The sequence below is a fragment of the Enterobacter sp. PL1 genome (assembly GCF_945957325.1).
In the GTDB taxonomy this organism is placed as follows: Bacteria; Pseudomonadota; Gammaproteobacteria; order Enterobacterales; family Enterobacteriaceae; genus Enterobacter; species Enterobacter roggenkampii.
On sequence record NZ_CAMFKT010000002.1, the window covers coordinates 131,330 to 155,103 of the forward strand.

A 23,774-nucleotide genomic window follows, 5' to 3' on the forward strand; every position below is an offset into this window, starting at 1 on the left:
ACTGCGCGGGTTTTTTTATGCTCGTAGCAAGGCGCCCTAAGACTGACAAGGACCTAACCCATGAGCCAGCAAGTCATTATTTTCGATACTACTTTACGTGACGGTGAACAGGCATTACAGGCAAGCCTGAGTGTAAAAGAGAAACTGCAGATCGCGCTGGCTCTCGAACGTATGGGTGTCGACGTGATGGAGGTGGGTTTCCCGGTCTCGTCTCCGGGTGATTTCGAATCCGTCCAGACTATCGCCCGCACCATTAAAAACAGCCGCGTGTGCGGTCTGGCACGCTGTGTTGAAAAAGATATCGACGTTGCAGCCGAGTCGCTGAAAGTGGCCGAAGCGTTCCGTATCCACACCTTTATTGCCACCTCACCCATGCACATCGCCACCAAGCTGCGCAGCACGCTGGATGAGGTGATTGAGCGCGCGGTATATATGGTGAAACGCGCACGCAACTACACCGATGACGTTGAATTCTCCTGTGAAGATGCGGGCCGCACGCCGATTGAAGATCTGGCCCGCGTGGTGGAAGCCGCCATCAATGCCGGCGCCAAAACCATCAACATCCCTGATACCGTCGGCTACACCATGCCGTTTGAGTTCGCCAATATCATCACCGGCCTGTATGACCGCGTACCGAACATTGATAAAGCGATTATCTCCGTCCACACCCACGATGATTTGGGTCTGGCCGTGGGCAATGCCATCGCAGCCGTCCACGCCGGCGCGCGTCAGGTAGAAGGCGCGATGAACGGTATCGGTGAACGCGCGGGCAACTGCTCGCTGGAAGAAGTGATCATGGCGATCAAAGTGCGCAAAGACATCATGGACGTGCACACCCGCATCAATCACAACGAGATCTGGCGCACCAGCCAGACCGTCAGCCAGATTTGCAACATGCCGATTCCGGCCAACAAAGCGATCGTCGGCACGGGCGCCTTTGCGCACTCCTCCGGCATTCACCAGGATGGTGTGCTGAAAAACCGTGAAAACTACGAAATTATGACTCCGGAATCCATTGGCCTGAATCAGGTCCAGTTGAACCTGACCTCGCGTTCCGGCCGTGCGGCGGTGAAGCACCGCATGGAAGAGATGGGTTATAAGGACAGCGATTACAACATGGATCAGCTGTACGACGCTTTCCTGAAGCTGGCCGATAAAAAAGGTCAGGTGTTCGACTACGACCTGGAAGCGCTGGCCTTTATTAACAAGCAGCAGGAAGAGCCAGAGCACTTCCGTCTGGATTACTTCAACGTGCAGTCCGGCTCCAGCGACATCGCCACTGCCTCTGTCAAGCTGGCCTGCGGTGATGAAATTAAGGCCGAAGCGGCGAACGGAAACGGCCCTGTGGATGCCATTTATCAGGCGATCAACCGCGTCACCGAGTACGACGTTGAGCTGGTGAAATATGACCTGACGGCCAAGGGCCACGGCAAAGATGCGCTGGGCCAGGTCGACATTGTTGTGACCCACAATGGCCGCCGTTTCCATGGCGTGGGCCTGGCGACCGATATCGTTGAATCCTCCGCGAAAGCGATGGTGCATGTGCTGAACAACATCTGGCGCGCCGCCGAAGTCGAAAAAGAGTTGCAACGCAAAGCTCAGAATAAAGAGAACAACAAGGAAACCGTGTAATGTCGAAGAATTACCATATTGCTGTGTTACCGGGCGACGGTATTGGCCCGGAAGTGATGGCACAGGCGCTGAAAGTACTGGAAGCCGTTCGCGCGCGTTTTGCGATGAAAATCACCACCAGCCACTACGATGTGGGCGGTATTGCGATTGATAACCACGGTACGCCACTGCCGAAAGCGACCGTAGAAGGCTGTGAAAATGCCGATGCCGTGCTGTTTGGTTCCGTCGGTGGCCCGAAGTGGGAACACCTGCCGCCTGCAGAGCAGCCAGAGCGCGGCGCGCTGCTGCCGCTGCGTAAACATTTCAAGCTGTTCAGCAACCTGCGTCCGGCGAAGCTGTACCAGGGCCTGGAAGAGTTCTGCCCGCTGCGCGCGGATATCGCCGCCAACGGCTTCGACATTCTGTGCGTGCGTGAACTGACCGGCGGGATCTATTTCGGTCAGCCAAAAGGGCGCGAAGGCAGCGGCCAGCATGAGAAGGCGTTCGACACTGAAGTGTATCACCGCTTCGAAATTGAACGTATCGCCCATATCGCCTTTGAGTCCGCGCGCAAGCGCCGCCATAAAGTGACCTCCATTGATAAAGCGAACGTGCTGCAGTCTTCCATCTTGTGGCGCGAGATCGTCAGCGAAGTCGCGAAGCAGTACCCGGACGTTGAGCTGTCGCACATGTACATCGACAACGCGACCATGCAGCTGATTAAAGATCCGTCCCAGTTTGACGTGCTGCTGTGCTCCAACCTGTTCGGCGATATTTTGTCAGACGAGTGCGCGATGATCACCGGCTCTATGGGCATGCTGCCATCCGCCAGCCTGAATGAAGAAGGTTTTGGCCTGTACGAGCCGGCAGGCGGTTCCGCGCCGGATATTGCGGGCAAAAACATCGCTAACCCGATTGCGCAGATCCTCTCTCTGGCCCTGCTGCTGCGCTACAGCCTGGATGCAGGCGATGCAGCAACCGCAATTGAAAATGCCATTAACCGGGCGTTAGAAGAAGGCGTTCGTACCGGTGATTTATCACGCGGCGCGGCGGCAGTCAGTACCGATGAAATGGGCGACATTATTGCCCGCTATGTCGCTGAAGGGGTGTAATCATGGCCAAAACGTTATACGAAAAATTGTTTGATGCGCACGTTGTCTACGAGGCACCAAACGAAACCCCACTGCTGTACATTGACCGTCATCTGGTACACGAAGTGACCTCTCCTCAGGCATTTGACGGCCTGCGCGCGCACAAGCGCCCGGTACGTCAGCCGGGTAAAACCTTCGCGACGATGGATCACAACGTTTCCACCCAGACCAAAGACATTAATGCCTCGGGTGAGATGGCGCGTATCCAGATGCAGGAGCTGATCAAGAACTGCAACGAATTTGGCGTTGAGCTGTACGATCTGAACCACCCCTATCAGGGCATCGTTCACGTGATGGGTCCAGAGCAGGGAATTACCCTGCCGGGCATGACCATCGTCTGCGGCGACTCCCATACCGCAACCCACGGCGCGTTTGGCGCCCTGGCGTTCGGGATTGGCACGTCTGAAGTTGAACACGTGCTGGCGACGCAGACCCTGAAGCAGGGCCGCGCCAAAACGATGAAGATTGAAGTGAAGGGCAAAGCGGCACCTGGCATTACCGCGAAAGACATCGTGCTGGCGATCATCGGTAAAACCGGCAGCGCAGGCGGTACCGGCCACGTCGTTGAATTCTGCGGCGACGCGATTCAGGCGCTGAGCATGGAGGGTCGCATGACCCTGTGCAATATGGCCATTGAGATGGGTGCCAAAGCCGGTCTGGTCGCGCCAGATGAAACGACCTTCAACTATGTGAAGGGCCGTCTGCACGCGCCGAAGGGCCAGGATTTTGACGACGCGGTAGCATACTGGAAAACCCTGAAAACCGACGACGGGGCAAGGTTTGATACCGTTGTCACGCTGCAGGCAGAAGAGATTGCCCCTCAGGTGACCTGGGGAACCAACCCGGGCCAGGTAATTTCCGTCAACGACGCCATTCCCGATCCGGCCTCCTTCGCCGATCCGGTCGAGCGCGCCAGTGCGGAAAAAGCGCTGGCCTATATGGGGCTGAAACCCGGCGTACCGTTGACCGACGTGACCATTGATAAGGTATTTATCGGCTCCTGCACCAACTCCCGTATCGAAGATTTGCGTGCGGCGGCAGAGATTGCCAAAGGCCGTAAAGTCGTACCGGGCGTGCAGGCGCTGGTGGTTCCAGGCTCCGGTCCGGTGAAAGCCCAGGCGGAAGCCGAAGGTCTGGATAAGATCTTTATCGAAGCAGGATTCGAGTGGCGCCTGCCTGGCTGCTCCATGTGCCTGGCCATGAACAACGATCGCCTGAATCCGGGTGAGCGCTGTGCCTCCACCAGCAACCGTAACTTTGAAGGCCGTCAGGGCCGCGGTGGGCGTACCCATCTGGTCAGCCCGGCAATGGCCGCCGCTGCGGCAGTCACCGGCCATTTCGCCGACATTCGCAGCCTGAAATAAGGAGACAATCATGGCAGAGAAATTTACCCAACATACGGGCCGTGTTGTCCCGCTGGACGCCGCTAACGTTGATACGGACGCGATCATTCCTAAGCAGTTTTTGCAGAAGGTGACCCGCACCGGCTTTGGCGCGCACCTGTTCAACGACTGGCGTTTCCTGGACGATAAAGGCGAGGTGCCTAATCCGGAATTCGTTCTGAACTTCCCGGAATACAAAGGCGCAACCATCCTGCTGGCGCGGGAAAACTTTGGCTGCGGCTCGTCGCGTGAACACGCCCCCTGGGCGTTGACAGACTACGGCTTTAAGGTGGTCATTGCCCCCAGCTTCGCGGATATCTTTTATGGCAACAGCTTCAACAACCAGCTGCTGCCGGTGACGCTGAGCGACGAACAGGTCGATGAATTGTTCGCGCTGGTTAAGGCAAATCCGGGCATGTCGTTTGAAGTGGATCTGGAAGGGGAAGTGGTGAAAGCCGGGGATAAAACCTACAGCTTCAGCATTGATGCCTTCCGTCGCCACTGCATGCTGAACGGTCTGGACAGCATTGGTTTAACGCTCCAGCACGAAGACGCCATCTCCGCGTACGAGAAAAAACAGCCTGCATTTATGGGCTAAAGACAATGGCCCGCAAAAAGCGGGCCATTGATTTGTTTCGTGAAGCCGCCTTCCAGAATCAGACATCCTTAACCCGGCAAGTCAGCCCAAGCGTAACCACCGAAATGGCGGCAATCATCCAGTAAACTGAGCCATGCCCGTAACTTTGCGCCAGAGCCCCCTGAATCACGCCTGCCAGAATCACTCCGGTCGAAATACTGTTGGTAAAAAGCGTGGTCGCCGAGCCGGCACGACCGGGCATGAGATCCTGAAACCATAGCATGCCGATCCCGGCAACAATCCCGATAAACACGGCGTTAAACAGCTGCAGCGCCAGCAGCGCTTCGCGCGAATGGAAAAGGATCAGCCCCGCGTAGAACAGCACCCCGGCCGCCACGGCGACGATCATCATCCGACGCTTTCCAAAGCGCTTAACGTAGTAACCCGCCAGAATCATCGCCGGAATTTCCAGCCCGGCAGCGGTCCCCATTAAGATCCCCGCGAGCTTGTCCGGTAAGCCCAGATCGCTGCTGATCCACAGCGGCATGTCGATGATGTACATGGTGTTGCAGGTCCACATCAGCGTGGAGGCAATAAACAGCATGCGGACGTTTTTGTCCTGCCAGCCGCTCACCTGGGTGAGCGGTTTATCCGCTGTCTGTTCGACGCGCGCCACGGACGGCAGTGCGAAGGCAATCAGCGCCAGGCTGATGACAAAAATCCCGGCCGCGATGGAGAACATCGCGGTAAAGCCGTAGTTCAACGCCAGCATGAAGGCCAGCGGCGGGCCAATGACCCACGCCAGCGAGAGCTGGGCACGCATCACCGAGCTGAACATCACCACTTCCCGCGCCGAGCTATCCGCATATTCCCGGGCCAGCGCGAACAGCTGCGGCATGGCGGTGTTCGCCAGCGACGCCAGCAGCACGCCGCAGGTAATGAGCGTCAGGTAATGGCGGTTAAAGGCAAAGAGCAGCGCGTTGCCCACGGCCATGGCGCAGCAAAAGAGGATCAGCTTACGACGATCGCCCTGGCTGTCCGATCGTTTCGCCAGCGCGAGGCTGACCAGGATCCCGGCAATCGCGTTGACGGTATAAAACAGCCCCACCCAGAACGGCTGTGCCCCCACCTCGCGGCTGAGAAACAGGCTCAGCGTCGGCGCCTGCAGCGCTCCCGCCACGCCCATCATAAAGGCCACCAGCATAAAAGCGGCATACACGCCGTTCAGGCGTCGCCCCATCGTCATCAACCACAGCATGCGCAAGTCCTTGTGAAAGCGAATCGAAATTGGGTGAAAGAATAAACGAAAAAAGCCAGCAAAAACATTTTGCTGGCGGGTGATTAGCACCAATACTCAGTCACACATGATCGAGGCGAGTCAGCGAGAAGAGGCCGGTTTCGTAACGTCCCACTGCATCAGTTCTTCTAACATTTTCAGCCGTTGCTCTGCACACGGGCGGGCCAGCCAGGACGATCCTTTTGTCGCTGAAAAGTACTGCTGATAAAACTGACGTGCGGTAGACCTCTTCATCATTTACCTCCTCGCTTCATCGGGAAGCATTATTGGCCTAATATAGGGATTAATAAATTGCTGGTTTTTTGTCAGGAGTTCCTCTTTTATGCCTTCCGGTCGTCTGCAGCAACAATTTATCCGCCTCTGGCAGTGCTGTGAGGGGCAATCGCAGGAAACCACGCTCAACGAGTTGGCTGACCTGCTTAGCTGTTCCCGCCGCCATATGCGCACGCTGCTCAATACCATGCAGCAGCAGGGGTGGTTAAGCTGGGAAGCGGAGGCGGGACGCGGGAAACGCTCGCGGCTGACCTTTCTCTACACCGGGCTGGCATTGCAGCAGCAGCGTGCAGAAGACCTGCTCGAGCAGGACCGTATCGATCAGCTGGTCCAGCTGGTGGGCGACAAGGCCGCCGTGCGCCAGATGCTGGTCTCCCATCTCGGACGTAGTTTTCGTCAGGGCCGACACATTCTGCGGGTGCTCTACTACCGTCCGATGAAAAATCTGTTGCCCGGCACGGCGTTACGGCGTTCTGAAACCCACATGGCCCGACAAATCTTCAGCGGCCTGACGCGGATAAATGAGGAAAACGGGGAACTGGAGGCGGATATCGCGCACCACTGGCAACAGCTTTCCCCGCGCCACTGGCGCTTCTTCTTACGCCCGGGCATCCACTTTCACCACGGTCGCGAACTGGAGATGCACGACGTCATCGCCTCTCTGGAACGCGCCCGCAGGCTGCCGCTCTACTCGCATATTTCGCGCATCCACTCCCCCACGGCCTGGACGCTGGATATCGAGCTGGCGCAGCAGGACAAGTGGCTTCCCTGGCTGCTGGGCTATGTGCCCTCAATGATTTTGCCCGCCGAGTGGGAGTCGATGAACAATTTTGCCAGCCTGCCGATTGGCACCGGGCCCTACTCCGTCTCCCGCAATAACAGCAACCAGCTGAAAATCCGCGCGTTCGATGACTACTTTGGCTATCGGGCGCTGATCGACGAAGTGAACGTGTGGGTATTACCGGATCTCAATGAAGACCTGAGCTGCGGGCTGACGCTTGAAGGCCCCACCACCGGAGAAAAGGCCGTGGAGAGTCGCCTGGAGGAGGGCTGCTACTATCTCCTCTTTGACCGCCGCACCCACCGTGGGGCAAACCCGGCTGTCCGCAAGTGGATCAGCCACGTGCTGTCTCCTTCCAATCTTATCTACCATGCGGAAGAGCAATACCAGACATACTGGTTCCCGGCGTACGGCCTGCTTCCGCGCTGGCACCATGCCCGACCAACGCGCTGCGACAAGCCCGCAGGGCTGGAGTCCATCACCCTGACCTACTACCGCGATCATGTTGAGCATCGTTTTATCGCGAGGATCATGACCCGCCTGCTGGCAGCGGAGGGAGTCAGGCTGGACATCAGGGAAGTGGACTATGACGAATGGCATCAGGGGGAAATCGCCAGCGATATCTGGCTGAACAGCGCCAACTTCACCCTGCCGCTCGATTTTTCCCTCTTCTCGCATTTGTATGAAGTCCCGCTGATCCAGCACTGCATCGACCGGGACTGGCAGCAGGATGCCGCTCAGTGGCGTGCGGGCGAGATGAATCTTGCCGTATGGTGCCAGCAGCTGCTGGCCGAGCAGGCGATCGTCCCGCTGATCCACCACTGGCTGATGATCCAGGGCCAGCGCAGCATGCGCGGCCTGCGGATGAACACCCTGGGCTGGTTTGATTTTAAATCCGCCTGGTTTGCGCCCCCGGAGCCATAACGCTTTCGTAATATTCACCAAATCATTACAATAGCGCCGTTCTCAACGGGGTGCTGCATCACAGATGTGCGCTGAGATAATACCCGTCGAACCTGATCCGGATAACGCCGGCGAAGGGATTTGAGGCTGTCGCTCAAAATCCTTTGCCACTCAACCCTGAGGTGCAAAGTGTTAAAAAAAGTTCTCCCCCTGCTGGCGCTGTTCGCGCTGCCCGCTTTAGCCAAGCCCGTTCTGACGGTCTACACCTACGACTCCTTCTCCGCCGACTGGGGCCCTGGCCCGGTTGTCAAAAAAGCCTTTGAAGCCGACTGCAACTGCGAGCTGAAGTTCGTGGCGCTGGAAGATGGCGTTTCGCTGCTCAACCGCCTGCGCATGGAAGGCAAAAACAGCAAGGCCGACGTGGTGCTCGGACTGGATAACAACCTGCTGGAAGCCGCCTCGCAAACCAACCTCTTTGCCAAAAGCGGCGTCGCGGCAGAGGCCGTTAACGTGCCGGGCGGCTGGAAGAACGACACCTTTGTGCCGTTCGACTACGGCTACTTTGCTTTCGTCTACGATAAAAACAAGCTGAAAAACCCGCCGAAGAGCCTGAAAGAGCTGGTGGAAAGCGACCAGAAGTGGCGCGTGATTTACGAAGATCCGCGGACCAGTACGCCGGGCCTGGGCCTGCTGCTGTGGATGCAGAAAGTCTACGGCGATAAGGCGCCGGAAGCGTGGCAGAAGCTGGCCGCCAAAACCGTCACCGTGACCAAAGGCTGGAGCGAAGCCTATGGCCTGTTCCTGAAAGGTGAAAGCGACCTGGTGCTGAGCTACACCACCTCCCCGGCCTACCACATTATCGCCGAGAAGAAAGACAACTATGCTGCCGCTGATTTTGCGGAAGGGCACTATCTGCAGGTGGAAGTGGCCGCGCGTACCGCCGCCAGCAAACAGCCGGAACTGGCCGAGAAGTTCCTGAAGTTTATGGTTTCACCGGCATTCCAGAATGCCATTCCAGCGGGCAACTGGATGTATCCGGTCACCAGCGTTGCGCTGCCCACTGGTTTTGAGCAGCTGACCAAGCCGAAAACCTCGCTGGAGTTTACGCCGCAGCAGGTCGCCGCGCAGCGTGCCGCATGGGTAAGTGAATGGCAACGCGCCGTCAGCCGTTAATTCCCGGCTGGTTACTCCCCGGATTGCTCGCCGCCGTCGTGATGGTGGCGGTCAGTCTGGGAGCCTTTCTTGCGCTGTGGTTTAACGCACCGGAGAGCGACCTGCTCGCCCTCTGGCACGACAGCTACCTCTGGCACGTTATCCGGTTCTCCTTCTGGCAGGCGTCTCTTTCTGCCCTGCTGTCGGCGATCCCGGCTATTTTTCTTGCACGCGCGCTCTATCGGCGGCGTTTCCCCGGCAGGCAGGCCCTGCTGCGCCTGTGCGCCATGACGCTGATCCTGCCCGTGCTGGTAGCGGTATTTGGTATTCTGAGCGTTTACGGCCGCCAGGGCTGGCTGGCTTCGCTGTTCGGCCAGCTTGGTATTGAGTGGTCATTCTCGCCTTACGGACTGCAGGGCATTCTGCTGGCGCACGTGTTTTTCAATATGCCGATGGCAACGCGCCTCTTTTTGCAGGCGCTGGAGAACATTCCCGGCGAGCAGCGGCAGATTGCCGCCCAGCTCGGCATGCGCGGCTGGTCGTTCTTCCGCTTTGTCGAATGGCCGTGGCTGCGCCGCCAGCTCCCGCCCGTGGCGGCATTAATCTTTATGCTCTGCTTTGCCAGCTTTGCCACCGTGCTGTCACTCGGCGGCGGGCCGCAGGCCACCACCATTGAGCTGGCGATTTACCAGGCGCTGAGTTACGACTACGATCCCGGTCGCGCCGCACTGCTGGCGATAGTCCAGATGGCGTGCTGTCTGGTGCTGGTGCTGTTGAGCCAGCGGCTGAGTAAAGCCATTCCCGCAGGTAGTCATCAAATAACCGGCTGGCGCGATCCGCAGGACAGCCTGCACAGCCGCATCAGCGATGTTATCCTGATCGCGCTGGCGCTGCTGCTGTTGCTGCCGCCGCTGCTGGCCGTTATCGTTGACGGCCTGAACCTCAATCTTATGTCCGTCCTGCAACAGCCCGTTCTCTGGCAGGCGACCTGGACCTCGGTACGCATAGCGCTGGCTGCCGGATTGCTGTGCGTTATGCTGACCATGATGCTGCTGTGGAGCAGCCGTGAGCTCTACGCCCGCCAGGCGCAAAAAGCCGGACAAATGCTGGAACTGACGGGCATGCTGATACTGGCGATGCCGGGTATCGTGCTGGCAACGGGCTTCTTTTTACTGTTCAACAGCACCCTCGGCCTGCCGGAAAGGGCCGATGGCATTGTGATTTTCACTAACGCCTTAATGGCCATCCCCTACGCGCTTAAGGTGCTGGAAAACCCGATGCGCGACGTCAACAGCCGCTACGGTTTGCTGTGTCAGTCGCTGGGCATGCAGGGCTGGCAGCGGCTGAAGGTTGTGGAACTGCGCGCGCTAAAACGTCCGCTGGCTCAGGCGCTGGCGTTTGCCTGCGTGCTCTCCATTGGAGACTTTGGGGTCGTGGCGCTGTTCGGTAATGACGATTTCCGCACGCTGCCGTACTGGCTTTATCAGCAAATCGGCTCTTACCGCAGTCAGGACGGCGCGGTTACCGCGCTGTTACTGCTGCTGCTCTGCTTTGCCTTATTTACCGTTATCGAAAAACTCCCGGGGCGTGATGTTAAAACTGACTGATGTAACCTGGCTCTATCAGCATCTGCCGATGCGCTTTACGCTCTCCGTTCAGCAGGGCGAGCGGATTGCGGTGCTTGGCCCAAGCGGTGCCGGGAAAAGCACCTTGCTCAATTTGATCGCCGGTTTTCTGCAACCTGCCAGCGGGTCGATAGCCATCGATAATCGTGATTTCACCGACGCCCCTCCGGCTAAACGCCCTGTGTCGATGCTGTTTCAGGAAAACAACCTGTTTACCCATCTGACGGTGCGGCAAAACATCGCGCTGGGAATGCATCCGGGGCTCAGGCTGAACGATGCCCAACGCGAAAAACTTGAAGTGATTGCCGCACAGATGGGGATCGCTGAATTCATCGACAGGCTCCCGGGCGAGCTCTCCGGCGGCCAGCGTCAGCGCGTGGCGCTGGCGCGTTGTCTGGTGCGCGAGCAGCCGCTGCTGCTGCTGGATGAGCCGTTCTCGGCGCTCGATCCCGCGCTGCGCCAGGAGATGCTCGCCCTGGTGCAGGACGTCTGCCAGCGCCAACAGCTTACGATGCTGATGGTTTCGCACAGTATCGAAGATGCCGCACGGATTGCGCCGCGATCGGTGGTGATCGCGGAGGGACGCATTTTGTGGGATGGAGCAACAGAAGCATTAATGAGCGGAAAAGAAAGCGCTTCTGGATTATTGGGTATAAAACCGTAGGCCGGGCAAACGCAGTGCCGCCCGGCGCTTAACGGCTCACAACTTTCAACAGGATCTCACCGTACACCGGCATCAGCGGGTGGCGAATCAGCGCCACAAGCGCCACCACGGCCACACCCAGCGTCAGCGGGGCCAGCCACAAAAGACGAGAGCGCGGGAGATAGCGCGTCAGGCGATCGACGCTCGCTTTCGCGCTGCGCCACAGGCGCCAGCAGAGCCAGACCGCCAGCCACAGCAGCACCGCCGTGCCCAGCAGCAGCCACTTGAACTCACCGCTTTGCATACCGTCAGGAATATCGATGGCCGCGCCCGCCAGAATACCCGGCAGGAAGTAGAACGGCGGCCAGAAGACGCAGCCGATGATGTTCGGCACCACAAATTTCGCGACGGGGAGATCCAGCATCCCGGCCACCATCGGCACCAGCGGACGCGTTGGCCCAACAAAGCGGCCCACGAGGATGGTAAACATGCTGTGCTGGTGCAGCGCATGCTCGGTTTTATCCAGCAGCGCTTTGTTCTTTTTCATGAACGACCAGCGGTGCAGCGGCTTCTTAAAGCGCCAGCCCAGCCAGAAGGAGATCCAGTCGCCCAGCAGACAGCCGATAATCCCGGCCAGCCATGCCTGCCAGAAATTGACCTCACCGCTGCCGATAAGCGCCCCAAGCCCCGCCATCATCACGGTGCCGGGCAGGATTAACCCGACGAGCGCCAGCGATTCCAGAAACGCCACCAGCGCCACGGCGATGAGCGAGTACATAACGGACTGGGTAATAAAGTGTTCTAGCAATGCCTGCATAACTATTCCGGTCAGAAAACGAATCAGCGATTCTGCTTAGCGCCCCGCACCGCGTCAAGGCAACAATTGTCTGAATAGTTTACAGGTTGCTTTCCGCATTCACCTGTTTGTTTATCTTTTTTTACCGTTTATTCACATCCCGCGCGAAATTCACTGGGGCTGGCACCGGTGCATTTTTTAAATACGCGGGAGAAATAGAGCTGATCCTCAAAGCCCACGTTGCGCCCCACGGTGGCGATGGGCATCCGGGTGGTGCTGAGCAGCAGCTTCGCCTGGCTGATGCGCTGATCCTCGCGCCAGCTCAGTACGCTGACGCCAAGCTGCTGGCGGAACAGGTGCGACAGCCGCGACGGCGACAGGCAGACGTGCTGGGCGACGCTGGCAATATCAAACTGGCTATCGGCCAGGTGGTCGCTGATGTACTGGCAGGCGTCGCGCACGCGGTTATCCAGCGGCGGATTCAGCGACGCGTTAATCGCCTCCATCCGCCGCAGCAGCAGCTGTTCAAGGAGGTTTATCGCCAGCAGTTCGGCATAGCGTCCACCAGCCTGCCCCGCCTCGATTATCTGGGCAAAAAGCTCGCGAAACTGCGCCAGATGCACCTCATCCGGGCGATAAAACCCGGTGTGTGCAAAAATAGCCGGCCAGGAAAGCCACTCCTGCCAGTAGGCGCGCGGACGGAAGTAGACCCACTGGTGATACCACTCTTTGGCATCCGGATGACGGCCATAGTGGTGGATCTCCCCCGGCGGGAACAGCAGGATATCCCCCGGGCGGCAGACGAACTGCTGGTCACCGTTCTTGATGATCCCTTCCCCCCGCACGGTCAGGTTGAGGATATACCCTTTCATCCCGAGCGGTCGGTCGACGTAAAAGTCGAGATATCCCTCAGCCTCGATAGGGGTCAGCCCCGCCACAAGGTGCGCGTTAAACGAGTATCCCGGCAGCAGGGGATCGTTCTGCGTTTCGGCCATAGATTCAGTTCTCCCAAGGGTCCTGAAGGAAACCAATTGTCCATATCACTAAATGCAGGTTAAAAATGGCCCGCGAAAAGATCCAAAAAGCATCACGCCGCTTTTACGTCCGCCATGTTTCAGCCTTTCCCCCTGATTTCTCCGCCAGAGCAGGCAGATAACCAGTAACAAAAGTGTCTATAAGTGCGGCAGAAATGTCCACATTGAATATTTGCACGGCGTCACACTTTCCGTTGTAACAGCAATTTAGTCCATAAGATTAGCGGATCCTGCCTGACGACTTTTGTCCCCAGTCTCTAATGTTCTTCCATACCTGTTTTTTCGATGGAGCAACACCATGGCAATTGCGATTGGCCTCGATTTTGGCAGCGATTCAGTTCGCGCGCTGGCAGTGGACTGTACGTCCGGCCAGGAGATAGCAACCAGCGTTGAGTGGTATCCGCGCTGGCAAGAGGGGCGCTACTGCGATGCGCCAAACAACCAGTTCCGTCACCACCCGCGGGACTACATCGAGTCGATGGAAGCGGCGCTCAAAACCGTTCTGGCGGACCTGACCGACGCCCAGCGGGCCGATGTTGTTGGGATTGGCGTCGACAGCACCGGCTCTACGCCTGCCCCTGTGGATGCCGAAGGCCGCGTGCTGGCGCTGCGTCCTGAGTATGCCGACAACCCGAACGCCATGTTCGTGCTGTGGAAAGACCATACCGCCGTGGAAGAGGCCGAAGCCATCACCCGCTTATGCCATCAGCCGGGCAAAACCGACTACTCACGGTATATCGGCGGGATTTACTCCAGCGAGTGGTTCTGGGCCAAGATCCTGCACGTCACCCGCGCGGACGCGTCTGTCGCACAGGCAGCGGCGTCATGGATTGAGCTATGCGACTGGGTTCCCGCCCTGCTCTCCGGCACCACGCGCCCGCAGGATATCCGCCGCGGCCGCTGCAGCGCCGGGCATAAATCCCTGTGGCATGAAAGCTGGGGCGGTCTGCCTCCGGCCGCGTTCTTTGATGAGCTCGACCCGATCATTAACAAGAGCCTGTCATACCCGCTGTTTACCGACACCTTCACCGCCGATATTCCCGTCGGCACCCTCTGCGAAGAGTGGGCGACGCGTCTCGGCCTGCCGCAGAACGTAGCTATCTCCGGCGGCGCGTTTGACTGCCATATGGGCGCCGTGGGCGCGGGCGCACAGCCAAACACGCTGGTAAAAGTGATCGGCACCTCCACCTGCGACATCCTGACGGCAGATAAATCCACCGTCGGCGACCGCGCGGTAAAAGGCATCTGCGGCCAGGTTGACGGCAGCGTGGTGCCAGACTTTATCGGCCTCGAAGCCGGTCAGTCCGCGTTTGGCGATATCTACGCCTGGTTTGGCCGCGTGCTCGGCTGGCCGCTGGATCGGCTGGCGGCGTCACATCCTGAACTGAAAACCCAGATCGCCGAGAGCAAAAAGCAGCTCCTGCCGCAGCTTACCGACGCCTGGGCTAAAAATCCGTCTCTCGACCACCTCCCGGTGGTGCTGGACTGGTTTAACGGCCGCCGCACGCCGTTTGCCAACCAGCGCCTGAAAGGGGTGATTACCGACCTCAACCTGGCGACCGACGCGCCTGCGCTGTTCGGCGGTCTGATTGCCGCCACCGCCTTCGGCGCCCGCGCGATTATGGAGTGCTTCACCGAGCAGGGCATCGACGTGAACAACGTGATGGCGCTGGGCGGCATCGCCCGTAAAAACCCGGTGATCATGCAGGCCTGCTGCGACGTGCTGAACCGTCCGCTCCAGATTGTGGCCTCCGATCAGTGCTGCGCGCTGGGGGCGGCAATTTTCGCCGCCGTAGCCGCTGGCGTCCATGCGGATATCCCCACCGCGCAGCAGCATATGGCGAGTGCCGTCGAAAACACCCTTCAGCCGCGTGCCCAGCAGGCACAACGCTTTGAACAGCTTTATCAGCGCTACCAGCAATGGGCAAAAAGCGCCGAACTTCACTATCTCCCTGTCGCCGCCCCGGCCAAAAGCACCGCGGACACTACGGCAACCCTGACCCATTAAGGACACGATGATGACCATTTTTAATAACTATGAAGTGTGGTTTGTGATTGGCAGCCAGCATCTTTACGGACCGGAAGCGCTGCAGCAGGTAACGAAACACGCGGAGCATGTCGTTAACGCGCTGAACGCGGAAGCCAAACTGCCGTGCAAACTGGTGCTGAAACCGCTGGGCACGACGCCGGACGAAATCACCCACATCTGCCGCGACGCCAACTACGACGATAAATGCGCCGGTCTGGTGGTGTGGCTGCACACCTTCTCACCGGCAAAAATGTGGATCAACGGCCTGTCTATCCTCAACAAACCGCTGCTGCAGTTCCATACCCAGTTCAACGCCTCCCTGCCGTGGGACAGCATCGACATGGACTTTATGAACCTGAACCAGACCGCACACGGCGGCCGCGAGTTCGGCTTCATCGGCGCGCGTATGCGTCAGCAGCACGCGGTGGTCACCGGCCACTGGCAGGATGGCAAGGCGCAACAGCGTATCGGCGCCTGGATGCGTCAGGCGGTCTCTAAGCAGGATACCCGCCACCTGAAAGTGGTGCGTTTCGGCGACAACATGCGTGAAGTGGCGGTCACCGACGGCGATAAAGTCGCCGCGCAGATCAAGTTCGGCTTCTCAGTGAATACCTGGGCCGTGGGCGATCTGGTGCAGGTGGTGAATGACATCAGCGATGGCGACGTGAGCGCGCTGGTGGACGAGTACGAAAGCAGCTACCGCCTGACGCCTGCGGCACAAATCAACGGCGACAAGCGTCAGAACGTGCTGGATGCGGCGCGCATCGAACTGGGCATGAAGCGCTTCCTGCAACAGGGCGGTTTCCACGCCTTTACCACCACTTTTGAAGATCTCCACGGTCTGAAACAGCTGCCGGGTCTGGCAGTACAACGCCTGATGCAGCAGGGCTACGGCTTTGCCGGCGAAGGCGACTGGAAAACTGCCGCTCTGCTTCGCATCATGAAGGTGATGTCGACCGGTCTGCAAGGCGGCACCTCCTTTATGGAGGATTACACCTACCACTTCGAAAACGGCAATGACCTGGTGCTCGGCTCGCACATGCTGGAAGTGTGTCCTTCCATCGCGGTAGAGGAAAAACCGATCCTCGACGTGCAGTACCTCGGCATCGGCGGTAAAGCCGATCCGGCGCGTCTGATCTTCAACACCCGCACGGGCCCGGCCATCAACGCCAGCCTGATCGATCTGGGCGATCGTTTCCGCCTGCTGGTGAACTGCGTCGATGCGGTTGAAACGCCACACTCCCTGCCGAAACTGCCGGTCGCCAACGCCCTGTGGAAAGCACAGCCGGATCTGCCGACCGCGTCAGAAGCCTGGATCCTGGCCGGCGGCGCGCACCATACCGTCTTCAGCCACGCGCTGGATCTGAACGACATGCGTCAGTTCGCCGAGCTGCATGATATCGAGCTGACCGTCATTGATAACGATACCCGCCTGCCCGCATTTAAAGACGCGCTGCGCTGGAACGAAGTCTATTACGGTTCAAAACGCTAAGCCCTGAATGCCCGGTGGCACCGCGTTTACCGGGCCTACGGTTCTGTAGGCCGGATAAGCGAAGCGCCATCCGGCACTGGAGACAACAATGTTAGAAGAGCTCAAACGCCAGGTGCTCGAAGCCAACCTGGCGCTGCCGAAACATAATCTGGTCACCCTGACCTGGGGCAACGTCAGCGCCGTTGACCGCGGAAAAGGCGTGTTCGTGATCAAGCCTTCCGGCGTCGATTACACGGTGATGACGGCGGACGATATGGTGGTGGTCAGCATCGAAACGGGTGAAGTGGTGGAAGGGAACAAAAAGCCCTCCTCCGATACGCCAACCCACCGCCTGCTGTACCGCTCATTCCCAACCATCGGCGGTATCGTGCATACCCATTCACGCCATGCCACCATCTGGGCGCAGGCGGGCCAGTCCATCCCGGCGACCGGCACCACCCACGCGGACTACTTTTACGGCACCATTCCCTGCACGCGTCTGATGACCGATGCGGAGATCAACGGCGAGTACGAGTGGGAAACCGGCAACGTCATTGTCGAAACCTTCGAAAAACAGGGAATCGACGCCGCGCAGATGCCCGGCGTGCTGGTGCACTCCCACGGCCCGTTCGCCTGGGGGAAAAACGCGGAAGACGCGGTGCATAACGCCATCGTGCTTGAAGAGATCGCCTATATGGGGATCTTCTGTCGACAGCTGGCGCCGCAGCTGCCGGATATGCAGCAAACCCTGCTGGATAAGCATTATCTGCGCAAGCACGGCGCGAAGGCCTACTACGGGCAGTAAACTGTATATAAACCCAGCATTAAAATCTTAACCAGGCTATAATCAGGCCTGGTTTTGTTTTATGGGATAACGGCGTGGCGCAGGCGCAAGAAGGCTTTTTACTGACCCGACACTGGCGGGATACGCCTCAGGGCACCGAGGTTGAATTCTGGCTGGCAACGGACAACGGCCCGCTGCAGGTGACGCTGCCGCCGCAGGAGTCCGTGGCGTTTATCCCAGAGCCGCACGTCGAAAAAGTGAAACAGCTGCTGCGCGGTGAAAACGGCTGGCGCATTACCCCGCTTGAACTGAAAGATTTCCACCGTCAGCCGGTTTACGGCCTCTACTGTCGCGCCCATCGTCAGCTGATGCGCTATGAAAAACTGCTCCGTGAAGCAGGCGTGACGCTCTACGAAGCGGATATCCGCCCACCCGAACGCTTTCTGATGGAGCGGTTTATTACCGCGCCCGTCTGGGTCGATGGTTCTCCGCAAAATGGCGGTCTCATCAAGGCGCGGCTAAAGCCGAACCCGCACTACCGCCCGCCGCTGAAGTGGGTCTCCCTGGATATCGAAACCACCCGTCACGGCGAACTGTACTGCATAGGACTTGAAGGCTGCGGCGATCGGGTTGTCTATATGCTCGGGCCACCGAATGGTGATGCCTCCGCGCTGGATTTCCGGCTTGAGTATGTTACCAGCCGGCCGCAGCTGCTGGAGAAGCTCAACCAGTGGTTTGCCGACTTCGATCCCGACGTTCTGATCGGCTGGAACGTGGTGCAGTTCGACCTGCGCGTGCTGCAAAAACACGCCGAGCGTTATCGCATCCCGCTGATGCTCGGGCGCGGCAACAGCGAGCTTGAGTGGCGCGAACACGGTTTTAAGAACGGCGTTTTCTTCGCACAGGCGAACGGCCGCCTGATTATCGACGGCATCGAGGCGCTCAAGTCCGCCTTCTGGAACTTCTCGTCATTCGCCCTCGAAGCGGTGGCGCAGGAGCTGCTTGGCGAAGGCAAATCCATCGACAACCCCTGGGACAGAATGGACGAGATCGACCGGCGCTTTAACGAAGACAAGCCCGCGCTCGCCACCTATAACCTGAAAGACTGTGAGCTGGTCACGCGGATTTTCCACAAAACCGAAATCATGCCCTTCCTGCTGGAGCGCGCGACGGTAAACGGCCTTGCGGTCGACAGGCACGGCGGCTCCGTGGCGGCCTTTAGCCACCTCTATTTTCCCCGAATGCACCGGGCAGGATACGTCGCCCCCAACCTCGGGGACGTGCCGCCGCAGGCCAGCCCCGGCGGCTACGTCATGGATTCCCGACCAGGACTGTATGACTCCGTTCTGGTCCTGGACTACAAAAGCCTCTACCCGTCGATAATTCGCACCTTCCTGATCGATCCCGTCGGGCTGGTTGAGGGGCTGGCCCAGCCGGATGATGAACACAGCACCGAAGGCTTCCTCGGCGCACGCTTCTCGCGGGAAAAACACTGCCTGCCCGACATCGTGGGCAACATCTGGCACGGCCGCGACGAGGCCAAGCGCCACGGCAACAAGCCCCTCTCACAGGCGCTGAAAATCATCATGAACGCCTTCTACGGGGTGCTGGGCACCAGCGCCTGTCGCTTCTTCGACCCGCGGCTGGCGTCGTCGATCACGATGCGCGGGCACGAGATCATGCGCCAGACTAAAGCGCTGATTGAATCCCGGGGCTATGACGTCATCTACGGCGACACGGACTCTACCTTTGTATGGCTTAAGAGCGCGCATTCCGAAGACGATGCCGCGCAAATCGGCAAAGCGCTGGTTGCCTTCGTGAACGACTGGTGGCAGGAACATCTGCAGAAAGCGCGCTTAACCAGCGCGCTGGAGCTAGAATTTGAAACCCATTTTGCCCGCTTCTTAATGCCCACCATCCGCGGTACCGATCAGGGCAGCAAGAAGCGCTATGCCGGGCTGATTCAGGAAGGCGACGCGCAGCGGATGGTCTTTAAAGGGCTCGAGACAGTGCGTACCGACTGGACGCCGCTGGCCCAGCAGTTCCAGCAAACGCTCTATCTGCGGGTATTTCGCAATGAGCCGTATCAGGACTACGTGCGCGAAACGATCGCCAGCCTGATGGCAGGCGAACTTGACGCGCAGCTGGTGTATCGCAAACGCCTGCGCCGCCCGCTCGCGGAGTACCAGCGTAACGTTCCTCCGCACGTTCGCGCCGCGCGCCTCGCGGACGAAGAAAACGTCCGCCGTGGCCGCGCGCCGCAGTATCAGAATCGGGGAACCATCAAATACGTCTGGACGATAAACGGTCCGGAACCGGTGGATTATCAGCACTCGCCTCTGGATTATGAACACTATCTGACGCGTCAGCTTCAGCCGGTTGCCGACGGAATTTTGCCCTTCATCGACGATGATTTTGCTACACTAGTGACAGGGCAACTTGGCCTATTTTGACGCGTGACGAAATGGCTGCCATCCAGTACCATAGCGCCCTTTCCATTCCCGGACCCATTTTTCGATGACCGTCTTTTTTGACGGTGGTCGAACTATTGCCTGCAATTAAAGATTAGAGCCGAACAACTATGCCTTTTACACTTGGTCAACGCTGGATCAGCGATACAGAAAGCGAACTTGGATTAGGAACCGTCGTTGCCGTTGATGCGCGCATGGTTACCCTCCTCTTCCCTGCCACCGGTGAAAACCGCCTGTACGCCCGCAATGACTCCCCTGTAACCCGCGTGATGTTTAATCCGGGTGACACCGTGACCAGCCACGACGGCTGGCAGCTCAAGATTGAAGACGTAAAAGAAGAGAATGGACTGCTCGCCTACATCGGCACTCGCCTGGACACCGACGAGGCCAATGTCATCCTGCGCGAAGTGCTGCTCGACAGCAAGCTGGTGTTCAGCAAGCCGCAGGACCGCCTGTTTGCCGGGCAAATCGACCGTATGGATCGCTTCTCCCTGCGCTATCGCGCGCGTAAGTTCCAGAGTGAACAGTACCGCATGCCCTGGAGCGGCCTGCGCGGCCAGCGCACCAGCCTGATCCCCCACCAGCTGAACATCGCCCATGACGTGGGCCGTCGCCATGCGCCGCGCGTGCTGCTGGCAGATGAAGTGGGCCTGGGTAAAACCATCGAGGCGGGCATGATCCTGCACCAACAGCTGCTTTCCGGCGCTGCCGAGCGCGTGCTGATTGTGGTGCCAGAAACCTTACAGCACCAGTGGCTGGTTGAGATGCTGCGCCGCTTTAACCTACGCTTCTCTCTGTTCGATGACGAACGCTACGCCGAAGCCCAGCACGATGCGGACAACCCGTTTGAAACCGAACAGCTGGTGATTTGCTCTCTCGACTTCGTGCGCCGCAGCAAGCAGCGTCTTGAGCATCTGTGCGATGCCGAGTGGGACCTGATGGTGGTCGACGAAGCGCACCACCTGGTCTGGAGCGAAGACGCGCCGAGCCGCGAATATATGGCTATCGAGCAGCTTGCCGAGCGCGTGCCTGGTGTCCTGCTGTTGACCGCTACGCCGGAACAGCTGGGTCTGGAAAGCCACTTCGCCCGTCTGCGCCTGCTCGATCCAAACCGTTTCCACGACTTCGGGCAGTTTGTGGAAGAACAGAATAACTACCGTCCGGTTGCGGATGCCGTCGCGCTGCTGCTGGCGGGCAAGCGTCTTTCTGATGATGAACTCAACACCCTGAGCGATCTGATCGGCGAGCAGGATATCGAGCCGCTGCTGCAGGCCGCTAACAGCGACAGCGACAACGCGGAATCCGCGCGTAAAGAGCTGATCGACATGCTGATGGATCGCCACGGCACCAGTCGCGTCCTGTTCCGTAACACCCGTAACGGTGTGAAAGGGTTCCCGAAACGCGAACTGCATACCATTAAGCTGCCGCTGCCGACGCAGTATCAGACGGCAATTAAAGTTTCCGGCATCATGGGCGCGCGCAAAACGCAGGAAGAGCGCGCCCGCGACATGCTCTACCCGGAACAAATCTACCAGGAATTTGAAGGCGATACCGGCACCTGGTGGAACTTCGATCCGCGCGTAGAGTGGCTGATGGGCTACCTGACCGCGCACCGCTCCCAGAAGGTGCTGGTGATCTGCGCCAAAGCCGCCACCGCGCTGCAGCTGGAACAGGTTCTGCGCGAGCGCGAAGGCATTCGTGCCGCCGTGTTCCACGAAGGCATGTCCATCGTTGAACGCGACCGCGCTGCGGCGTGGTTTGCCGAAGAGGACAGCGGCGCTCAGGTTATGCTGTGTTCTGAAATCGGTTCTGAAGGCCGTAACTTCCAGTTCGCCAGCAACCTGGTGATGTTCGATCTGCCGTTCAACCCGGATCTGCTGGAGCAGCGTATCGGTCGTCTGGATCGTATCGGTCAGGCGCACGATATTCAGATCCACGTGCCGTATCTGGAAAAAACGGCCCAGTCCGTGCTGGTGCGCTGGTTCCACGAAGGTCTGGATGCGTTTGAACATACCTGCCCGACGGGCCGCACCATTTACGATCAGGTGCACGGCGATCTGATCGGCTATCTGGCCGCGCCGGAAAACACCGACGGCTTTGACGATCTGATTAAGTCCTGCCGCGAGAAGCATGACGCGCTGAAAGCGCAGCTTGAACAAGGCCGCGACCGTCTGCTGGAGATCCACTCCAACGGCGGTGAAAAAGCCCAGGCGCTGGCTGAGAGCATTGAAGAGCAGGATGATGACACCAGCCTCATCAGCTTCTCCATGAACCTGTTCGACATCGTTGGCATTAACCAGGACGACCGCGGCGAGAACCTGATTGTCCTGACCCCGTCCGATCACATGCTGGTGCCAGATTTCCCGGGCCTGCCGGAAGATGGCTGCACCATCACCTTCGAGCGTGATGTGGCGCTGTCCCGCGAAGATGCTCAGTTCATCACCTGGGAACACCCGCTGATCCGTAACGGGCTCGATCTGATCCTCTCTGGCGATACCGGCAGCAGCACCATCTCGCTGTTGAAAAACAAGGCGCTGCCCGTAGGCACGCTGCTGCTGGAGCTGATCTACGTTGTGGAAGCGCAGGCGCCGAAACAGCTGCAGCTCAACCGCTTCCTGCCACCAACGCCGGTGCGTCTGCTGCTGGATAAAAACGGCACGAACCTCGCAGGACAGGTTGAATTTGAGAGCTTCAACCGCCAGCTGAGCGCGGTGAACCGCCATACCGGCAGCAAGCTGGTCAATGCGGTGCAGCAGGACGTGCATGCCATTCTCCAGCAGGGTGAAACCCAGATTGAAAAAGCGGCCAGAGCGCTGATTGACGCCGCGCGCGGTGAAGCCGACGAGAAACTGTCTGCAGAGCTGTCGCGTCTGGAGGCGTTGAAGGCCGTGAACCCGAACATTCGTGACGACGAGCTGGCGGCGATTGAAAGCAACCGTCAGCAGGTGCTGGAAAGCCTGGATCAGGCAAGCTGGCGTCTGGATGCCCTGCGTCTTATCGTTGTGACGCATCAGTAAACGGAGCGCAAGATGGTGATGGAGCCGTACAATCCGCCGCAGGATCCCTGGCTGGTCATTCTGTATCAGGATGAACACATTATGGTGGTCAACAAGCCCAGCGGGCTGTTGTCCGTGCCGGGTCGTCTGGACGAGCACAAAGACAGCGTGATGACGCGCATTCAGCGCGATTATCCTCAGGCGGAGTCGGTCCATCGCCTGGACATGGCGACCAGCGGCGTGATTGTGGTGGCGCTGAACAAAGCGGCAGAACGCGAGCTGAAGCGCCAGTTCCGCGAGCGCGAGCCGAAGAAGCAGTATGTCGCCCGCGTCTGGGGTCACCCGGCGCAGGCGGAAGGGCTGGTGGATTTACCGCTGATCTGCGACTGGCCGAATCGGCCAAAGCAGAAGGTGTGTTATGAAACCGGCAAGGCCGCGCAAACCGAGTATGAAGTGCTTGAGTACGCGCCGGATAATACCGCGCGCGTCCTGCTTAAGCCGATTACCGGACGTTCACACCAGCTGCGCGTGCATATGCTTGCGCTGGGTCATCCGATTCTGGGCGACCGCTTTTACGCGCCGCCTGAAGCGCTGGCCTTAGCGCCACGTCTGCAGCTGCACGCGCAGACGCTTACCATCACCCATCCGGCCTTCGGTAACGCGATGACGTTTAAAGCCCCGGTCGATTTTTAAATTCCTGATGTGAATATTTACTGTCAGCTCACTGTCGACGGTAAATATTCACACAGCATATATATCTCCCCTGCTCATCTGAAAACCCGCCCAAGTTCATTCACG

General features: G+C 58.8%; 18 protein-coding genes and 1 riboswitch. Of the genes, 14 read left to right on the plus strand and 4 right to left on the minus strand.

Annotation, left to right across the window (positions count from 1 at the left end; all coding sequences use genetic code 11):
• Positions 1 to 60: 60 nt before the first annotated feature.
• The 4 genes from leuA to leuD are packed head-to-tail and all read left to right on the plus strand — an operon-like array spanning position 61 to position 4,742.
• A complete protein-coding gene (gene leuA, locus N6P30_RS02410) occupies positions 61 to 1,632 on the plus strand; it encodes a 2-isopropylmalate synthase (RefSeq protein WP_021240530.1) in 1,572 nt (523 codons plus the stop codon).
• The gene (gene leuB, locus N6P30_RS02415; RefSeq protein ID WP_021240531.1) at positions 1,632 to 2,723 is read left to right on the plus strand and encodes a 3-isopropylmalate dehydrogenase; all 1,092 of its coding nucleotides are present in this window, start codon (positions 1,632 to 1,634) and stop codon (positions 2,721 to 2,723) included. Before leuA ends, leuB begins: the two co-directional genes overlap by 1 nt.
• 2 nt (positions 2,724 to 2,725) lie before the next feature.
• Positions 2,726 to 4,126, plus strand: coding sequence for a 3-isopropylmalate dehydratase large subunit (gene leuC / locus N6P30_RS02420; protein ID WP_058673393.1), 1,401 nt, complete (start codon positions 2,726 to 2,728; stop codon positions 4,124 to 4,126).
• Positions 4,127 to 4,136: 10 nt separating this feature from the next.
• A complete protein-coding gene (gene leuD / locus N6P30_RS02425; protein WP_023293295.1) occupies positions 4,137 to 4,742 on the plus strand; it encodes a 3-isopropylmalate dehydratase small subunit in 606 nt (201 codons plus the stop codon).
• A gap of 58 nt (positions 4,743 to 4,800) precedes the next feature.
• Here the strand turns inward: leuD and N6P30_RS02430 are convergent, their stop codons facing one another.
• Both N6P30_RS02430 and sgrT read right to left on the minus strand, forming a co-directional pair.
• Positions 4,801 to 5,979 carry a sugar efflux transporter gene (locus tag N6P30_RS02430; RefSeq protein ID WP_023293296.1) on the minus strand — a complete coding sequence of 393 codons (1,179 nt, stop codon included), beginning with the start codon at positions 5,977 to 5,979 and terminating at the stop codon, positions 4,801 to 4,803.
• Between the two features lie 120 nt (positions 5,980 to 6,099).
• Positions 6,100 to 6,252 carry a glucose uptake inhibitor SgrT gene (gene sgrT, locus N6P30_RS02435; RefSeq protein WP_008502002.1) on the minus strand — a complete coding sequence of 51 codons (153 nt, stop codon included), beginning with the start codon at positions 6,250 to 6,252 and terminating at the stop codon, positions 6,100 to 6,102.
• 88 nt (positions 6,253 to 6,340) lie between these two features.
• Here sgrT and sgrR point away from each other — a divergent pair, with 88 nt between their 5' ends.
• The 4 genes from sgrR to thiQ all read left to right on the plus strand — a co-directional run bounded on the left by sgrR (position 6,341) and on the right by thiQ (position 11,416).
• The gene (gene sgrR, locus N6P30_RS02440; protein ID WP_023293297.1) at positions 6,341 to 7,996 is read left to right on the plus strand and encodes an HTH-type transcriptional regulator SgrR; all 1,656 of its coding nucleotides are present in this window, start codon (positions 6,341 to 6,343) and stop codon (positions 7,994 to 7,996) included.
• Positions 7,997 to 8,032: 36 nt separating this feature from the next.
• A riboswitch (TPP riboswitch) is annotated at positions 8,033 to 8,133 on the plus strand.
• A 31-nt stretch (positions 8,134 to 8,164) separates the two neighbouring features.
• The gene (thiB, locus tag N6P30_RS02445) at positions 8,165 to 9,148 is read left to right on the plus strand and encodes a thiamine ABC transporter substrate binding subunit (RefSeq protein ID WP_023293298.1); all 984 of its coding nucleotides are present in this window, start codon (positions 8,165 to 8,167) and stop codon (positions 9,146 to 9,148) included.
• A complete protein-coding gene (gene thiP / locus N6P30_RS02450) occupies positions 9,124 to 10,734 on the plus strand; it encodes a thiamine/thiamine pyrophosphate ABC transporter permease ThiP (RefSeq protein ID WP_023293299.1) in 1,611 nt (536 codons plus the stop codon). The genes thiB and thiP overlap by 25 nt, the downstream gene beginning before the upstream one ends.
• Positions 10,718 to 11,416, plus strand: coding sequence for a thiamine ABC transporter ATP-binding protein ThiQ (gene thiQ, locus N6P30_RS02455; RefSeq protein ID WP_023293300.1), 699 nt, complete (start codon positions 10,718 to 10,720; stop codon positions 11,414 to 11,416). Before thiP ends, thiQ begins: the two co-directional genes overlap by 17 nt.
• 28 nt (positions 11,417 to 11,444) lie before the next feature.
• On the opposite strand, the gene N6P30_RS02460 is transcribed toward thiQ, so the two are convergent.
• Together N6P30_RS02460 and araC are read right to left on the minus strand one after the other, a co-directional pair.
• Complete coding sequence (locus N6P30_RS02460; protein WP_008502007.1) at positions 11,445 to 12,212, minus strand: DedA family protein; 768 nt, start codon at positions 12,210 to 12,212, stop codon at positions 11,445 to 11,447.
• 128 nt (positions 12,213 to 12,340) lie between these two features.
• On the minus strand, positions 12,341 to 13,186 hold the full coding sequence (gene araC / locus N6P30_RS02465) for an arabinose operon transcriptional regulator AraC (protein ID WP_023293301.1): 846 nt from the start codon (positions 13,184 to 13,186) through the stop codon (positions 12,341 to 12,343).
• Between the two features lie 337 nt (positions 13,187 to 13,523).
• Here araC and araB point away from each other — a divergent pair, with 337 nt between their 5' ends.
• From araB to rluA, 6 genes are all read left to right on the plus strand, one after another.
• Positions 13,524 to 15,233: a ribulokinase gene (gene araB / locus N6P30_RS02470; RefSeq protein WP_260629927.1), complete on the plus strand. Its 1,710-nt coding sequence runs from the start codon at positions 13,524 to 13,526 to the stop codon at positions 15,231 to 15,233.
• Between the two features lie 10 nt (positions 15,234 to 15,243).
• Positions 15,244 to 16,746, plus strand: coding sequence for an L-arabinose isomerase (araA, locus tag N6P30_RS02475; RefSeq protein ID WP_023293303.1), 1,503 nt, complete (start codon positions 15,244 to 15,246; stop codon positions 16,744 to 16,746).
• An 88-nt stretch (positions 16,747 to 16,834) separates the two neighbouring features.
• A complete protein-coding gene (gene araD, locus N6P30_RS02480; RefSeq protein WP_023293304.1) occupies positions 16,835 to 17,530 on the plus strand; it encodes an L-ribulose-5-phosphate 4-epimerase in 696 nt (231 codons plus the stop codon).
• 74 nt (positions 17,531 to 17,604) lie between these two features.
• Positions 17,605 to 19,962 (plus strand): DNA polymerase II, encoded by a 2,358-nt coding sequence (gene polB, locus N6P30_RS02485; protein ID WP_023293305.1) that lies wholly within the window; start codon positions 17,605 to 17,607, stop codon positions 19,960 to 19,962.
• A 128-nt stretch (positions 19,963 to 20,090) separates the two neighbouring features.
• Positions 20,091 to 22,997, plus strand: coding sequence for an RNA polymerase-associated protein RapA (gene rapA, locus N6P30_RS02490; RefSeq protein WP_021240544.1), 2,907 nt, complete (start codon positions 20,091 to 20,093; stop codon positions 22,995 to 22,997).
• 12 nt (positions 22,998 to 23,009) lie between these two features.
• A complete protein-coding gene (gene rluA / locus N6P30_RS02495) occupies positions 23,010 to 23,669 on the plus strand; it encodes a bifunctional tRNA pseudouridine(32) synthase/23S rRNA pseudouridine(746) synthase RluA (protein WP_008502014.1) in 660 nt (219 codons plus the stop codon).
• Positions 23,670 to 23,774: the final 105 nt, after the last annotated feature.

What these genes read in the sequence shown, in the direction of transcription:
- thiQ (WP_023293300.1), top strand. Translation starts at nt 10,718, where the DNA reads ATGTTAAAACTGACTGATGTAACCTGGCTCTATCAGCATCTGCCGATG.
- sgrT (WP_008502002.1), bottom strand. Translation starts at nt 6,252, where the DNA reads ATGAAGAGGTCTACCGCACGTCAGTTTTATCAGCAGTACTTTTCAGCG.
- N6P30_RS02460 (WP_008502007.1), bottom strand. Translation starts at nt 12,212, where the DNA reads ATGCAGGCATTGCTAGAACACTTTATTACCCAGTCCGTTATGTACTCG.
- sgrR (WP_023293297.1), top strand. Translation starts at nt 6,341, where the DNA reads ATGCCTTCCGGTCGTCTGCAGCAACAATTTATCCGCCTCTGGCAGTGC.
- leuD (WP_023293295.1), top strand. Translation starts at nt 4,137, where the DNA reads ATGGCAGAGAAATTTACCCAACATACGGGCCGTGTTGTCCCGCTGGAC.
- leuB (WP_021240531.1), top strand. Translation starts at nt 1,632, where the DNA reads ATGTCGAAGAATTACCATATTGCTGTGTTACCGGGCGACGGTATTGGC.
- araB (WP_260629927.1), top strand. Translation starts at nt 13,524, where the DNA reads ATGGCAATTGCGATTGGCCTCGATTTTGGCAGCGATTCAGTTCGCGCG.
- rapA (WP_021240544.1), top strand. Translation starts at nt 20,091, where the DNA reads ATGCCTTTTACACTTGGTCAACGCTGGATCAGCGATACAGAAAGCGAA.
- araD (WP_023293304.1), top strand. Translation starts at nt 16,835, where the DNA reads ATGTTAGAAGAGCTCAAACGCCAGGTGCTCGAAGCCAACCTGGCGCTG.
- rluA (WP_008502014.1), top strand. Translation starts at nt 23,010, where the DNA reads ATGGTGATGGAGCCGTACAATCCGCCGCAGGATCCCTGGCTGGTCATT.
- araC (WP_023293301.1), bottom strand. Translation starts at nt 13,186, where the DNA reads ATGGCCGAAACGCAGAACGATCCCCTGCTGCCGGGATACTCGTTTAAC.
- araA (WP_023293303.1), top strand. Translation starts at nt 15,244, where the DNA reads ATGACCATTTTTAATAACTATGAAGTGTGGTTTGTGATTGGCAGCCAG.
- thiP (WP_023293299.1), top strand. Translation starts at nt 9,124, where the DNA reads ATGGCAACGCGCCGTCAGCCGTTAATTCCCGGCTGGTTACTCCCCGGA.
- N6P30_RS02430 (WP_023293296.1), bottom strand. Translation starts at nt 5,979, where the DNA reads ATGCTGTGGTTGATGACGATGGGGCGACGCCTGAACGGCGTGTATGCC.
- leuA (WP_021240530.1), top strand. Translation starts at nt 61, where the DNA reads ATGAGCCAGCAAGTCATTATTTTCGATACTACTTTACGTGACGGTGAA.
- leuC (WP_058673393.1), top strand. Translation starts at nt 2,726, where the DNA reads ATGGCCAAAACGTTATACGAAAAATTGTTTGATGCGCACGTTGTCTAC.